Genomic DNA, 13,340 nt, shown 5'->3' on the forward strand with positions numbered 1-13,340 from the left:
CGTGCAAATCACGAAAACTGTCATCAAGAGGAATTAAGACGTGCAAGAAAAAACCAAGAAGCTGAAACCAGGTGTCGTAACAGGGCGGGATTACCTCACCCTTGTTGAAAACTGTAAGTCGCAGGGCTTCGCACTTCCCGCAATCAATGTTACCGGCACCAACACCGTCAATGCAGCGCTGGAAGCTGCAATGCTCAGCAAATCTGACATCATTATTCAGCTTTCAAATGGTGGCGCACAATTCTTCGCCGGCAAGGGCATCAAGGATGTCGATAAGGCACGCATCGTCGGCGCCATTTCAGCTGCCCGTCACATTCATACAGTTGCCAAGGAATACGGAATCTGCGTCGTTCTGCATACGGACCATGCAAACAAGGGCCTTATTCCCTGGGTTGAAGGTATGATCGACGCCAGCGAGGCGGAATATGAAGCAACGGGCAAGCCGCTTTTCAGCTCCCACATGCTCGACCTCTCTGAAGAGCCGATTGAAGAAAATCTCGCCGATTGCGAGCGCATTCTGACGCGGCTCGCCAAGATCGATATGAGCCTTGAAATCGAGCTTGGTGTTACCGGCGGTGAGGAAGATGGCGTTGGCAGTGATGTCGATGTTATGGATAACAGCAAACTCTATACCCAGCCTGAGGAAGTGCTACAGGCATATGAGCGCCTCTCTTCCATCGGTCACTTCTCTGTTGCCGCCGCCTTTGGCAATGTGCATGGCGTCTACAAGCCGGGCAATGTTCAGCTTCGGCCGGAAATATTGCTGGCGTCGCAGAAGCATGTGCAGAGTGTATACGACACCAAGGAAAAGCCGCTTGATTTCGTCTTCCATGGTGGTTCCGGTTCAAGCGCCGAAGAAATTGCGGAAGCCGTCAGCTATGGTGTGTTCAAGATGAATGTCGACACCGATACGCAGTTTGCCTTTTCCAAGCCGGTTGGCGCCTATGTTGAAGCGCATCCGAAAGCATTCAAATACCAGATCGATCCGGTCGACGGCACGCCCTTCAAAAAGCATTACGATCCACGAGCCTGGTTGCGGGAATGCGAAAAATCCATGGCGGAACGCGTTCAGCAGGCATGTAAGGAACTCGGCGCAACCGGAAATACTATCGCCGAAGCCTGAGCCTCAAATCAATACGCGAGGGCGCAGCCGTCCTTTCGTGGTTCGGAGCCGGCGGAAAGAACGCCGGTCTCCGGATTGATGGCTATGATCTGTCCGCCCCCGAGAGGAACGTCGGGATCTCTGAGCTGATAGCCCATGTTCGCCAGTTCCTGGCGTACGGCTGCCGGAATAGACTTTTCAACATCCAAGACACCTGCGTCATAGAACGCGCGCGGACAGTCCAGCGCTTCCTGCACATCCATTCCATAATCCCAGATATTCATGAGAACATGTGCGTGGCCGACCGGCTGATAGCCTCCACCCATGACGCCGTAGCTCATGGTCGCCTTGCCGTCCTTCGTTACCATACCGGGGATGATGGTATGCAACGGTCTTTTGCCAGGAGCAATACAGTTGGGATGGTGCGGATCGACGACGAAACCAAAACCCCGGTTCTGGAATAAAACACCCGTTTTGGCACAGGCAATGCCGCTTCCGAATCCCTGAAACAGTGAATTGATGAAAGATACCGCGTTTCTATCCTTGTCAACGACGGTCAGATATACGGTATCCCGGTGACGTTCCAGTGCATTGGCCCCAGTAGGATCACCCGCTTTTCCAACTTCGATAAACCCGCAGAGATGCTCGGCGAACTCATCGGACAGCAGCATATCGACGGGCACATCCGCCTTCATCGGGTCGGCGACATATTTATTCCGAGCAAGATAGGCAAGACGCGCCGCCTCTGCCTCCAGATGAAGCCGCTTGGCCCCCATGGGATCGAGCCCGTTCATATCAAGGCGTTTCAGGATATTCAGCATGATGAGGGCCGTAATCCCCTGACCGTTCGGGGGAATCTGGTGAACGATATGCCCATGATATTCACTATGAATAGGTGCCACAAAATCAGCGCCCGTCTCGGCAAAATCCGATGCCTCGTGCAATCCGCCTACGGCTTTCAACGTTTCCGTCATCTGCGCCGCAATATCTCCCTCATAAAAGGCTGAGCGCCCGTTTTTGGCAATGGCCTTCAATGTCGCCGCCAGCTTCGGCAGACGCCAGGTAGTTCCGGCTGCCGGCGGCTTCCCGTTTTTGAGGAAAATCTCGCTTGCGGCCTCATTCTTTTGGAGTTTTGCCGCTCCCATCTGCCAGTCAACGGAAGTACGGTCCGTCACCACAAAACCGTTCTCTGCGCAATCGATGGCGGGCTTTAGAATATCCGCAAATTCCATACTGCCATATTTTTCATGCAGCCGAACCCAGGCGTCAATGGCCCCCGGAATGGTAATCGAATGGGCGCTGGTCGCGTCCATTTTGTCGACACCTTTCGAGAGAAGGTAGTCCGCAGTCAGCGCGCCTGGCGCCTTGCCCGATCCATTCAGCCCTTCGACCTGACTGCCACCGCCCATGGCAACGAGCGCAAAACAATCCCCGCCGATACCGGTTTGCATAGGATCGACAACACATTGTATGGCACAGGCGGCAATGGCCGCGTCCATGGCGTTGCCACCGGATTTCAGGATGCTGATTGCTATCTGCGAAGCATGCATGCTGGAGGCGGCAGCAGCGCCGTTCAAGCCGTAGGTCACGGAACGGCCGGGTTGGTAAAAATCGCGCACGGGACACCTGCTTTTCAATAAAGTTCAGAAGGGACCACAATACGCCATCTCCAACAGTTGTGCAAAATTACACGGCCTGCTTTGACAGCTTTTCCGCGGTGTGGAAAAGTCCGTTAGTTACCAGAGACGGACAATCACATATTTTGTAAAGGCATCATCGACCTGTGACTGGCTGGCGGCGCGCCATGCCGACAGGGCACTGTCATAATTTTCAAAAAAGCCGCGGACGTCCAGTTTACCCGGGTCAGCAAAATCCCGGCCCCGCGTATCTGTCACCCTGCCGCCAAAGACCACAAACAGTTCCTTGGCCGATTTCGAATTTGCTTCTGCCATGACACCCTTTCTATTTCAAAATGGACAGAACATCGTCAGCCGGGCATAACGGACCGGACGATTCGCCGCCGGTTATAACGAGATACAAAGCAAAATCAATACACCGCGAACGAATATAGCAAAAAAGCTACTCCCAATTATCCCGCGACGCAGACAGGCCGAACGAAATAACGGCAAGCGACAGCAGGACATGATAAATATTCACTTCCGCCATTCCCGTGTTAACGGCGAGCCATCTGGTGGCGATGTCGGACAGGATCAGACAGGCAACTCCCAGCAACAGGTATATGGCGAGCAAACCGGACGAGATAAGCCGGATCACCCCGACAAGCAGGATCAGCCCGACCAGGCCGAGCTGGATTTGCGCAGGAAAACGCCAAGTATCGAGCAATAATACTGCACATAGCAACAGGATCACGACGAGCAATATCCACCAGTGAAAGCGAATAAAGAAATTTGCGAGCAATCCCGCAAGAGCGCCGAGGGCAAATGAGGCTATGCCGATCGAACCGGCAAAATGCTTCGCCAGCGTGTGATATGATTCCAACCCGCTGAACCCGGCAAACTTGAAACCACCCAGAGCCGCCGCCACACCGATTGTGACAACGCCAAAAGCCCAGAAGAGACTTGCCGGAAAAAAGGACTGTCGCGCCAGATTCAGCGAAATCAGGCAACAAACAACCAAAATTGCTTCAAACGCGACAACCAGATTCATGCAGGAAGTATATCGACTTGCACGGCTTTGTCTACTGGCCCATATAGGGTTTAACTTTGTATAAAATACCTGCCTATGCTATCGGAAAACAGCGCCCGTTCAGGAGAAGTAAGATTTCACCCAGCCCCCGTAAACCTATCAGGTCCCTGCCGATTGCGACTGTTCTGGCCGTCAGCTTTGGTACATTGGTTGTCATTACCGTTGTCATTGTCTTGGGCATCAGCCTCACTTCCGGGCTTACCAACACACGGAATCTTCTGATTGATAAGGCCAGTACGGCAATGGAATCGGCGGAGAACGACCTGACGGAACTGCTCAACCCGGCCGCATATCAAACGCAATATATCGCCAAGCTGATCGAGGAAGGTAAGCTCGACATAAACGACCAAGACCAGCTTAGAGGCTACCTCTTGGCGGCGGTGGCGGGAACACCGCAGATTTCCACCCTCTCGTTTGTAGGACCCACATTGCAGGGCATGGCCTCGAGCAGGGACAACCAAAATATTATCACCTTCGATGAAAGCAGGGATCCCGTCGCACGGCTGGCCATCAGGGAAATTTCAAGCCGCAAGAAAGGGAGCTGGGGGCAGCTCATTTATGTGCCGACCTTGAAGGAAACCATTCTCAGTTTTCGTGAACCCGTCATTCAGGATGGGCAGTTTATAGGCGCCCTTATTGCAACGATCACTGTGACGACGGTCAATAACCGGATGAATGCGGCGCAATCTCTCACCAACGGAAAGCGCTTCATACTATACGGGCGGGATCACGTGCTTTTGCAGCAGGGCATCAATAGACCCGTCAGCGGCTTGAGCGTGGACAATGTCGTTCCGAAACTTGAAGAGGTTGAGGATCCGGTTCTCAGGAAAATCTGGTCAGCAGAACGTCAAAATCTCGATCTTTTGGGGGATTCAACCGCATTTGAAAGCCATTATCTGGAGATTGAGGACGACGGCTATATCTTTATTTACAAACAGCTTGACGGATATTCAGACGAGAGTTTCACATTAGGGTACTGGATCCGGGATGAAGATATAACGGCAGAACTTCGTCGCCTGGTGATCGCCGGAATTGCCGGGCTCGTGATAATGTTGTTAAGCGCAGTGGTCGCAATTATCATCGGGCGACGGATTTCCCGGCCTGTCCTTATGTTGTCGGACGCCTCAAGGCAAATTTCAAATCTCGATTTTCAGGCGGTGACGTCCTTACCCAGAAGCCGCTTTACCGAAGTTAATGAGGCAAATGAGGCCTACAACGCCATGCTGCGTGGCTTATCATGGTTTGAGACATATGTTCCTAAATCCCTCGTTCGCAAACTCATGGAAAGCGGAGAAGCCAATTCCGAAGAACGCATCGTAACTGTCATGTTTACGGACATCGCAGGCTTTACCCCGCAGGCGGAAAGCATGAAAACGGAAGAAGTCGCGAACTTTCTCAATCACCATTTTGAGCTGGTCACAAGCTGCATAGAGGCGGAAGGAGGAACCGTCGACAAATTCATCGGCGACGCCGTCATGGCGTTCTGGGGGGCACCGGAAATACAGGAAGATCATGCGGCGCGTGCCTGCCGCGCGGCCAAGGCAATTAAAGAAGCCATAGTCTCAGATAATAAGAAGCGCCGCGAAGAGGACCTCACGGAAGTCCATATGCGAATTGGAATTCATACGGGACCGCTTGTCGTCGGAAATATCGGCTCAGCGGGACGGCTCAATTACACCGTGGTGGGTGATACCGTTAATACGGCCCAGCGAATGGAACAGCATGGCAAGACCCTCTCTCCAGACCAAACGGAAGAGGTTTTTATCCTGATGACCGACGCAACCTACAAAGCCGCACCAGACATCAACGCAACGAAAATCGGAGATTACCAGCTAAAAGGCAGGCGGGACCCGGTAACGATTTACCAATTAACTTGAAGTAAAAGGATTAGGCTGGCTGATAATAGGGATTGGTCCCGTCAGCATGATCGGTCACGTCCAGCACCTCGGTGATCGACGGCACCAGATTCTGGATTTCAACCGCAACCCCCTGTTTCAACGTTACATCCGCCATACCGCACCCCTGACAACCGCCGTCCAGGCGAACATAGGCTCGGTCCTTCTGCAGATCGACGAGTGTGATACGCCCGCCATGTGCCGCAATTGACGGATTCACCTTTTCCTCCAGCAGCTTGCGGATCGCAACTCCCTCCGGTGTTTTAAGGCCCGGCTTTGGCAATGCTTCACGATAATCAAGTACTGCGGTAATTTCCGGAATATAGTGCCTCAGCATGTTCTGAATGCCCGTCAGCATAGAGAAGGCAGGGCCCTGGAACTTCAAATAGAGCTTACCGCTTTTATAGCTATGAAACGAGACATCTCCGCCCGACTGCGTTACCGCCGGAACAATCCGCGTTGCGAGCAGATCCTTGATTTGATCAATAATTTCAATATCGAACTCACCGGGCGCATCATCCGCATTTTCGTTGACGGCGGGCTCTCCACTCTGGAAATGCGCCACAATCGCACCAAAAATTTCTGTCCGGAGAGACGACCAGTCCCGCGCATCCGTCTTTGAGACAATAATACTTTCAGATTTCAATGTTATGGCGGCGACACCGTCAATCTCATAAAGCCGCTGTGCAAGCGGCGATCTGCTCGCCGCATCCTCCTGCGAGATATCGAAAGGACCATTTTCATAAACGGTCTCGGCCGGGAAAAATTCCAGCTCTGTCGCATTGTTGCCGGGCTTTGTCTGAATAAACATATTTTCGTCTCTATTTTCACTATTGTGAAGATTGGTTGTTATACCAAGGCCGGTGGCTTTGGCATTCTTTCAGTAGTAAATTAATAATAATAGCGGAGAAAACAATGACCAAATTTATTCTAACAGAACTGAAAGACCGGCCGGAGGGCAAAATCGCGCGTGTGACCGTAGATAACCAGCGTAAACTCAACACCCTAAATTCACATGTTATACGGGAACTGGACGAGGCGATCACTACACTCGATAAAGACACGGATATCGCCGTTCTCATCATATCCGGAGCCGGGAACAAAAGTTTTATCGGCGGTGCAGATATTACCGAAATGGCGGGGCTGGACCCTGTGTCCGCCCGCAGCTTCATCACCAACATGCATCATGTCTGCCATAAAGTCCGTTATTTCCACGCACCTGTCGTTGCCAGGGTTAACGGCTTCTGTCTCGGCGCAGGAATGGAATTTGCGGCGTCCTGCGATATGATTGTCGCCTGCGAAAGCGCTGAATTTGCTATGCCCGAAGTCCGGGTCGGGATCCCATCCGTTATCGACGCGGCGCTGTTACCGCGCATTTTGGGGTATAACCTTGCCCGCGAACTGGTACTGACCGGACGACGCCTCGGGGCTGGCGAGGCGCGTGAAGCCGGCCTTGTCCAGCGACTGACGGAAGACGACGCCCTTGACGCGGAAGTGGGTAAGGTCATCGACGAAATCCTGTCCGGTGGCCGCAACGCTATGGCAATCCAGAAAGAACTATGTAACGACTGGGAGAATAACTCCCTTCGCGACGGCATCCAGCTCGGGATTGAAGCCTTCGCGCGTTCCTATGAGAGCGACGAGCCAAAAAGGATGATGGAGAATTTCATCAATCGCTCGCGATAGCCCTCCCGCAAGCGCACTGATCCAAAATAAATACCGCTCACAGAGTTTATTTGTTATGAAAGGATCGTCAGTCCGGTCGAGGGGGTAAGCAATCAGTGCTGGTTTATTTGTATGACGTTTTTTCCGGAGGCGGACGCCAATCTGCGTCAGCGGAAGGACTGGAGCGTCTTATTTCCAACCAGAGCCACTCGCCGCTGCTCATCCGCCGACGCGCACGTGTCATTATATCCCGTATCCGGTTTTTAAGCCTTCTATGCGTGGTCGCTTTCCCTCTGGGTTTTCTGCTGGATCTGCTGACTTTCGAGGCCGAGACCTACATCACGCTCGGGATAACACGTGTGCTGATGTCGGTCCTTTTCCTTGCCCTCTTCTTTGGCATCAGTAGCGGGGAGACCATGCGCGATGCCTATCGCGCCCTCGGTATCTTCTTCGCCATCCTGCTGACATTCCAGACAATGTATCAGCCGCTTCTCGACATTACAGACATATTGTCCATCACCAGTCTGGTTGCTGCCGGTTATGCCTTGTTTCCTTTTCTGATCGTCGGATGTATCGCGATCTTCCCGCTAACGATAAAGGAGGCCGTGCTTACGCTGGTTCTGTTTTTCGTGATCCAGATGCTGATTTTGATCCTGATGCCTGAAAATGCAGACCCTAACCTGCAGCTCGGAATGCTCCTGACCCTTACTGCGACAGCTGTTCTGAGCGCCTTCGCCGCGATAAGCCAGTTGTTATACATTTCTCTGCTTATCGACCAAGCATCCATCGATACATTGACCCACTGTTACAGCCGGAACAGCGGTGAGGAGATTATCGATGTTCAGTTTAAAATCTCAAAGCGACAGAACACACCCTTTTCCATCGTTTTTACGGACCTGGACAGTTTCAAGTCTGTCAATGACCGGTATGGCCATGAAGCGGGCGACCGGGTTCTCTCCACGGCAGCAGCAAATATTCGCCGAAACGCGCGCGGATCGGACGTGCTGATCCGCTGGGGCGGAGAGGAGTTTGTCATTCTGCTTCCTAATACGGATGCAGAGGGTGCGTTGAAGTCGATCCGACGGTTGCGCAATATCGGTCTCGGGACTCGTCCCGACGGAAAAATGGTGACGGCCAGCTTTGGCATTGTTGACCGGCAAAGCGCTGATGTCAGCGATTGGTCTGCTCTTGTCGAAATTGCAGATAATCAGATGTACGCCGTAAAATCGAGGGGCGGCAATGATATTGCCATATACTCTCCCTCGGAGACAATGGATGCAGATACGTCAGATGAGGAGCTAGCCACCTCAACATGATCCTGAAACTTCTCGCCATCGCGTTTGTTGTCCTGTTTATCGCCCGTATTTTATTTGCCAGGAAACTGAAAGAGATGGGCAAGGCCGCGGATCGCACCCTTAATCTTTTTCTGATCGCCATCGGTATTTACCTCGGCCTGCAAATGGTGGTTTTCTATGGTTTATCCTGACCCATATCTAGAGGCAGTGCTGACGACCTGACTGGAGGAAAATTATGGCTTCGACGCGCATCGAAACCGACACCATGGGAGACATCGCTGTTCCGGCAGACCGTTATTGGGGTGCGCAAACGGCGCGATCTCTGAAAAATTTCAAGATTGGCACAGAGCGCCTGCCGCGACCTCTCATTCGTGCGCTGGGTCTACAGAAGAAAACTGCGGCCCTCAGCAACCAGATTCTTGGACAACTTGAGCCCCGGCTGGCCGATGCAATCGTTCTGGCCGCGAATGAAGTAATAAACGGACAGCTTAACGATCACTTTCCGCTCGTGATCTGGCAAACCGGTTCCGGCACCCAGAGCAATATGAATGCCAATGAAGTCATTGCCAATCGCGCCAATGAAATTCTCGGGATGCCGATCGGCCAAAAGAAGCCGGTTCATCCCAATGACCATGTCAATATGGGTCAAAGCTCTAACGACAGCTTTCCAACGGCGATGTCAATCGCCGCAGCGGAGCAAGCCACTCATCATCTGCTACCGGCCCTTCATCATTGTCATCAGGCGCTCCAGGATAAATCCTTTGAATTCAAGGATATTATCAAAATCGGCAGAACCCATGCGCAAGACGCGGTACCAATCACGCTCGGGCAGGAATTTTCCGGTTATGTCCGTCAGATTGATCTCGGGATGGCGCGGCTCCAAGACAGCCTTCCACGCATAATGGAAGTTGCACAAGGTGGCACAGCAGTCGGAACAGGCCTGAACGCGGCCCCAGGATTCGCGGAAACCTTCGTTGCAACCTTATCCGACCTGACGGAGCTTCCCTTTACAAGCGCCAAGAATAAATTCGAAGCGATTGCCGCGCATGACGCTTTGGTGGAGCTGTCAGGGGTCCTGAATGTAATTGCGACCGGCGCCATGAAAATTGCCAATGATATCCGCTTTCTCGCCAGCGGGCCAAGAAGCGGACTGGGTGAACTTATTGTGCCCGCGAACGAGCCCGGCTCCTCCATCATGCCCGGCAAGGTAAATCCCACACAATGCGAAGCCCTCTCCCAGGTGGCCGCTCAGGTGATGGGGAATCACGTCACGGTCACGATTGCCGGATCAAACGGACATTTCGAACTGAATGCGTTCAAACCGGTGATTATTCACAACGTGCTGCAATCCATCCGGTTGCTCGGCGACGCATTTAGAAGCTTCACGGATAACTGCGTCACGGGAATAGAAACCAACAAACCACGTATTGAGGAATTGATGGCACAATCGCTGATGCTGGTCACGGCGCTGAACCCTCATATCGGCTATGACAATGCGGCAAAAATCGCCAAGAAAGCCTATGCGGAGAATAGCAGCCTGAAAGAAGCCGCACTCGAACTGGGCCTCCTGACCGAAGAAGAATTCGACGACTGGGTCCGCCCCGAAAATATGGTCGGTGAAAAATAACTAATCGATCGGAATACTATAATCAATTTCGGTATTCCCATGACCATCGGCGGTGATAATGACGTACCCATCACTGTCTGGATCTATGTCGCCTTCATCCTGAGTGTTGCCAGTATAAAAAACCGTTACATGCGTTTCGACTGCTTGGACAGTTACACTATCCTGCAGATTACTCCCATTCTCACCCCAACGTGCAACATCACTGCCGTTCTGAGTCAATAAAACTGCCTTCACATTTTCTTTCTCGCTGCCGTCAAGGGCTAGCTGTAAGGATATCGTCATATAATATGCTCCAATTACGCGTCGTCGAATAACTGACGAACTCCGCAGCCAAATGTGATGCTGAAAATTTATATGCAAAGTAAAAGGATAATTGGAGCGGGCGAAGGGAATCGAACCCTCGTCGTAAGCTTGGGAAGCTTCTGCTCTGCCATTGAGCTACGCCCGCGCAATTCCAGTTCCTACAGAAAGAACGGCGGGACCGCAACAGAAATTCTTGACAGCCTCAGCCTGTGGCGATAATGCTTTTTGCCGTGGTGATTTGTGCCGACCGGCTTGCGGCCACGTTAAAAGAAACGCTAAAAGGTCGGGGCTCGTATGAACCCTGATCGATGGTCGGGGTTTTTTTATGCCTCGAGGGTAAGATGACAGAGAAAAAAGAGACAGCGCCGACCCGCGCATCGGAATACCGGACCGCGACAAAGCTGGTCCGCGGCGGCACCAAGCGTTCCCAGTTTAATGAGACATCCGAAGCCATTTTCATGAATTCGGGTTTTGTTTATGACAGCGCCGAGCAGGCCGCCGGACGCTTCAAGGGAGAGAATGACGGCTATATCTATTCCCGATACGCCAATCCCACCCTCTCCATGTTTGAAGAACGCATGATCCTTCTGGAAGAGGGAGCAGAGGCCGCCCGCGCAACAGCAAGCGGCATGGCCGCAGTCAACGGCGCCCTGATGTCGCAACTAAAAGCCGGAGATCATGTGGTCGCCCCAAAGGCGCTGTTTGGATCCTGCCTGTATATTATTGAGACGATTCTTCCAAGATTCGGGATAGACGTGACCCTGATCGACGGCACGGACATTGATCAGTGGAAAAAGGCAATTAATGAAAAGACAGCCTGCGTGTTCTTCGAAACGCCGTCCAACCCGGCGCTGGAAATCATGGATATCGCGGCAATTTCGGAATTAGCCCATAAAGTCGGCGCAAAGGTCGTCGTGGATAACGTTTTCGCGACGCCCGTATTGCAGCACCCGATCACATTAGGCGCGGATATTGTTGTCTATTCTGCAACAAAGCATATTGATGGTCAGGGTCGCTGCCTCGGCGGTATCGTCCTCGGATCAGAGGAATTTATTGAAGACACCCTTGCGCCATATCTCAAACACACAGGGCCCGCGCTCAGCCCATTCAATGCGTGGAATCTGTTAAAAGGGCTGGAAACACTGGAACTGCGTGTCGAGAAGCAGTGTGATAACGCAGAAAAAATTGCTAACTTCCTAAGCGGTCATCCGGCTATCAAGCGCGTTTTATATCCGGGCAGCGACATGCATCCGCACCATGCCCTGGCAAAGCAGCAGATGTCGCGCGGCGGCTCCCTCGTCGCATTTGAAGTGGCTGGCAATCAAGACGATGCCTTCTCCGTTCTCAATCGCCTGTCGCTGATCGATATAAGCAATAATCTCGGGGATGCAAAATCACTGATCACCCATCCAACGACGACAACCCATTCCAGCGTTGACGAGGCAACGAAGCAGGAATTGGGCATAACGGAAAGCATGTTAAGGCTGTCTGTCGGACTGGAAGATGTCGACGATCTGATCGAGGATCTTGGGTATGCGCTTAGCCGGCAAAACGCTTGATTAAAGGGACGGGAGAAAGAGTTTTTCTTCTTCTCTCCCGACATCCCAAAAACCGATTTACTGGACAAATTGCTCCCGGAACGCAATATTCAAGTCAAGTATGTAGCTGAAACCGCAAACTAGGGGGATATCATGACGGGCGGGGAGGCCTATAGCAAAATTACCGAGAATATCATGGTTTCGGTGACGCCCGTCTATTTGGCCGAGCGATCACGTCCGTCCGATGGATTGTATCTCTGGGCCTATCAAGTCAGAATCGAAAATCAGGGAATTAGAACCGTAACCCTCAGAAACCGGCATTGGCGCATCACCAATGCCGACGGGCACACTGAGACCGTCGACGGAGAGGGCGTTATCGGGGAGCAACCTGTCCTTGCACCCGGCGATATTTATGAATATACCAGCGGAACGCCCCTTTCCACATCGTCCGGCATCATGGTCGGCACCTATGATATGGAATCGGAAGAAGGAAAGACATTCGCAGTCGACATTCCGGCCTTCTCACTTGACAGCCCGGATTCAATGTCGTCCATAAACTGATAGTGGCGGACGATACCTTGGGAAATGATCCAGAAATGAACAAGCAAATTCATCCGGGAAAACCGGCGCAAAACAAGCCAACAAAACAGGAAGCGGAAGAAGCTGTCCGAACATTAATACGTTGGGCAGGGGATGATCCGGCGCGCGAAGGATTAAAAGGCACGCCTGATCGCGTGACGCGTTCCTACCTTGAATTTTTTGCCGGATACAACGAAGATCCGGACACTTATCTCTCCCGCACATTCGAGGAAGTGAACGGCTATGACGAGATGGTGGTTCTGAAAGATATTCGCGTTGAAAGCTACTGCGAGCATCACATGGTCCCCATCATTGGTGTTGCCCATGTTGCCTATATGCCGAGCAATCGTGTGGTCGGCATATCCAAGCTGGCGCGAGTGGTGGATGCCTATTCCAAACGCTTGCAGATACAGGAAAAGCTTACCCGGCAAATCGCGGAAACCATAGAGCGGACACTCCAGCCAAAAGGCGTCGCCGTTGTTATCGAAAGCGCCCACCAATGCATGACGACACGCGGCGTTCACAAGGATGGCGTGACGATGATCACCAGTACAATGCTCGGCATTTTCCGCCGGTCCGATATCACACGACGCGAGTTGCTCGCGTTCATCGACAAAGGCTGAGTACGGC

At 52.4% G+C, this 13,340-nt stretch carries 14 protein-coding genes, 1 tRNA gene and 1 riboswitch; of the genes, 9 read left to right on the forward strand and 6 right to left on the reverse strand.

The window, feature by feature from the left end; translation table 11 throughout:
• Window positions 1–40 precede the first annotated feature (40 nt).
• Window positions 41–1,123, forward strand: a complete 1,083-nt coding sequence (gene fbaA, locus AAC599_RS00200) for a class II fructose-bisphosphate aldolase (protein ID WP_340148387.1) — start codon at window positions 41–43, stop codon at window positions 1,121–1,123.
• 8 nt (window positions 1,124–1,131) lie between these two features.
• On the opposite strand, the gene ggt is transcribed toward fbaA, so the two are convergent.
• The 3 genes from ggt to AAC599_RS00215 all read right to left on the reverse strand — a co-directional run bounded on the left by ggt (window position 1,132) and on the right by AAC599_RS00215 (window position 3,769).
• A complete protein-coding gene (gene ggt / locus AAC599_RS00205) occupies window positions 1,132–2,721 on the reverse strand; it encodes a gamma-glutamyltransferase (protein WP_340148388.1) in 1,590 nt (529 codons plus the stop codon).
• 117 nt (window positions 2,722–2,838) lie between these two features.
• Window positions 2,839–3,054 (reverse strand): DUF4170 domain-containing protein, encoded by a 216-nt coding sequence (locus tag AAC599_RS00210; RefSeq protein WP_340148389.1) that lies wholly within the window; start codon window positions 3,052–3,054, stop codon window positions 2,839–2,841.
• A 127-nt stretch (window positions 3,055–3,181) separates the two neighbouring features.
• Window positions 3,182–3,769 (reverse strand): hypothetical protein, encoded by a 588-nt coding sequence (locus tag AAC599_RS00215; RefSeq protein ID WP_340148390.1) that lies wholly within the window; start codon window positions 3,767–3,769, stop codon window positions 3,182–3,184.
• Window positions 3,770–3,825: 56 nt separating this feature from the next.
• On the opposite strand from AAC599_RS00215, the gene AAC599_RS00220 reads away from it, so the two are divergent.
• Window positions 3,826–5,685, forward strand: coding sequence for an adenylate/guanylate cyclase domain-containing protein (locus AAC599_RS00220; protein WP_340148391.1), 1,860 nt, complete (start codon window positions 3,826–3,828; stop codon window positions 5,683–5,685).
• Window positions 5,686–5,695: 10 nt separating this feature from the next.
• Here the strand turns inward: AAC599_RS00220 and AAC599_RS00225 are convergent, their stop codons facing one another.
• Window positions 5,696–6,514, reverse strand: a complete 819-nt coding sequence (locus AAC599_RS00225) for a NifU family protein (RefSeq protein WP_340148392.1) — start codon at window positions 6,512–6,514, stop codon at window positions 5,696–5,698.
• Window positions 6,515–6,618: 104 nt separating this feature from the next.
• Between AAC599_RS00225 and AAC599_RS00230 the strand changes: the two genes are divergently transcribed.
• The 4 genes from AAC599_RS00230 (at window position 6,619) to fumC (ending at window position 10,290) form a co-directional block, all read left to right on the forward strand.
• A complete protein-coding gene (locus tag AAC599_RS00230; protein WP_340148393.1) occupies window positions 6,619–7,389 on the forward strand; it encodes an enoyl-CoA hydratase in 771 nt (256 codons plus the stop codon).
• Window positions 7,390–7,484: 95 nt separating this feature from the next.
• On the forward strand, window positions 7,485–8,684 hold the full coding sequence (locus tag AAC599_RS00235) for a GGDEF domain-containing protein (RefSeq protein ID WP_340148394.1): 1,200 nt from the start codon (window positions 7,485–7,487) through the stop codon (window positions 8,682–8,684).
• Window positions 8,681–8,854: a hypothetical protein gene (locus AAC599_RS00240; protein WP_340148395.1), complete on the forward strand. Its 174-nt coding sequence runs from the start codon at window positions 8,681–8,683 to the stop codon at window positions 8,852–8,854. The genes AAC599_RS00235 and AAC599_RS00240 overlap by 4 nt, the downstream gene beginning before the upstream one ends.
• A gap of 44 nt (window positions 8,855–8,898) precedes the next feature.
• Window positions 8,899–10,290, forward strand: a complete 1,392-nt coding sequence (fumC, locus tag AAC599_RS00245) for a class II fumarate hydratase (protein ID WP_340148396.1) — start codon at window positions 8,899–8,901, stop codon at window positions 10,288–10,290.
• Here the strand turns inward: fumC and AAC599_RS00250 are convergent, their stop codons facing one another.
• Both AAC599_RS00250 and AAC599_RS00255 read right to left on the reverse strand, forming a co-directional pair.
• Window positions 10,291–10,572 (reverse strand): hypothetical protein, encoded by a 282-nt coding sequence (locus AAC599_RS00250; RefSeq protein ID WP_340148397.1) that lies wholly within the window; start codon window positions 10,570–10,572, stop codon window positions 10,291–10,293. It abuts the gene before it with no gap.
• Window positions 10,573–10,664: 92 nt separating this feature from the next.
• Window positions 10,665–10,738, reverse strand: a tRNA-Gly gene (locus AAC599_RS00255).
• Window positions 10,739–10,813: 75 nt separating this feature from the next.
• Window positions 10,814–10,892: riboswitch (SAM riboswitch) on the forward strand.
• A 42-nt stretch (window positions 10,893–10,934) separates the two neighbouring features.
• Here AAC599_RS00255 and metZ point away from each other — a divergent pair.
• The 3 genes from metZ to folE all read left to right on the forward strand — a co-directional run bounded on the left by metZ (window position 10,935) and on the right by folE (window position 13,333).
• Window positions 10,935–12,152, forward strand: a complete 1,218-nt coding sequence (metZ, locus tag AAC599_RS00260; protein WP_340148398.1) for an O-succinylhomoserine sulfhydrylase — start codon at window positions 10,935–10,937, stop codon at window positions 12,150–12,152.
• A gap of 132 nt (window positions 12,153–12,284) precedes the next feature.
• On the forward strand, window positions 12,285–12,692 hold the full coding sequence (gene apaG / locus AAC599_RS00265; RefSeq protein ID WP_340148399.1) for a Co2+/Mg2+ efflux protein ApaG: 408 nt from the start codon (window positions 12,285–12,287) through the stop codon (window positions 12,690–12,692).
• A gap of 35 nt (window positions 12,693–12,727) precedes the next feature.
• Window positions 12,728–13,333, forward strand: coding sequence for a GTP cyclohydrolase I FolE (gene folE / locus AAC599_RS00270; RefSeq protein ID WP_340148400.1), 606 nt, complete (start codon window positions 12,728–12,730; stop codon window positions 13,331–13,333).
• Window positions 13,334–13,340: the final 7 nt, after the last annotated feature.

The organism is uncultured Sneathiella sp. (assembly GCF_963976355.1).
GTDB lineage: Bacteria > Pseudomonadota > Alphaproteobacteria > Sneathiellales > Sneathiellaceae > Sneathiella.

Excerpts from the sequence above, each read along its gene's own strand:
- AAC599_RS00250 (WP_340148397.1), bottom strand. The coding sequence starts at position 10,572 with ATGACGATATCCTTACAGCTAGCCCTTGACGGCAGCGAGAAAGAAAAT.
- fumC (WP_340148396.1), top strand. The coding sequence starts at position 8,899 with ATGGCTTCGACGCGCATCGAAACCGACACCATGGGAGACATCGCTGTT.
- folE (WP_340148400.1), top strand. The coding sequence starts at position 12,728 with ATGAACAAGCAAATTCATCCGGGAAAACCGGCGCAAAACAAGCCAACA.
- AAC599_RS00230 (WP_340148393.1), top strand. The coding sequence starts at position 6,619 with ATGACCAAATTTATTCTAACAGAACTGAAAGACCGGCCGGAGGGCAAA.
- AAC599_RS00215 (WP_340148390.1), bottom strand. The coding sequence starts at position 3,769 with ATGAATCTGGTTGTCGCGTTTGAAGCAATTTTGGTTGTTTGTTGCCTG.
- AAC599_RS00240 (WP_340148395.1), top strand. The coding sequence starts at position 8,681 with ATGATCCTGAAACTTCTCGCCATCGCGTTTGTTGTCCTGTTTATCGCC.
- AAC599_RS00210 (WP_340148389.1), bottom strand. The coding sequence starts at position 3,054 with ATGGCAGAAGCAAATTCGAAATCGGCCAAGGAACTGTTTGTGGTCTTT.
- metZ (WP_340148398.1), top strand. The coding sequence starts at position 10,935 with ATGACAGAGAAAAAAGAGACAGCGCCGACCCGCGCATCGGAATACCGG.
- AAC599_RS00225 (WP_340148392.1), bottom strand. The coding sequence starts at position 6,514 with ATGTTTATTCAGACAAAGCCCGGCAACAATGCGACAGAGCTGGAATTT.
- apaG (WP_340148399.1), top strand. The coding sequence starts at position 12,285 with ATGACGGGCGGGGAGGCCTATAGCAAAATTACCGAGAATATCATGGTT.